Below are 396 nucleotides of genomic sequence, written 5' to 3' on the forward strand. Positions count from 1 at the left end.
TTCCAGGGCACAAAAAGTAGCGTTGCAGCTGTTTAAAGATTACCAGGGCGTTATACAGACAGATGGTTATGCCGTTTATGATATTTACGAAAACAAAAAAGGTGTTTTACCCATTGGGTGCTGGGCTCATGCGCGCCGGAAATTTGAAGAGGCTTTGAAGGAAGACGAAGTCAGGGCTTCCTATGCCCTGGAACAAATAGGGCTGCTTTATGATGTCGAAAGGCAAGCGGATCAGGAGAATCTTTCCTACGAACAACGTTCCGACTTACGTACCCGTTTGTCCTACCCGATAATGGTGGCTTTTGAAAAATGGCTGGTACAGGAGTATCCGAAGGTGTTACCCAAAGGACGCATTGGAAAGGCCATTAAGTATACCCATGGCATCTACCACAAGTT

1 protein-coding gene is annotated in these 396 nt (G+C 46.0%); it reads left to right on the top strand.

Annotated features, from left to right (window positions below; genetic code table 11):
• Nucleotides 1–396: IS66 family transposase (locus tag DF185_RS23330; protein ID WP_165836121.1), on the top strand; the 396-nt coding region annotated here is incomplete at both ends.

This window comes from Marinifilum breve (genome assembly GCF_003202155.1).
GTDB lineage: Bacteria > Bacteroidota > Bacteroidia > Bacteroidales > Marinifilaceae > Marinifilum > Marinifilum breve.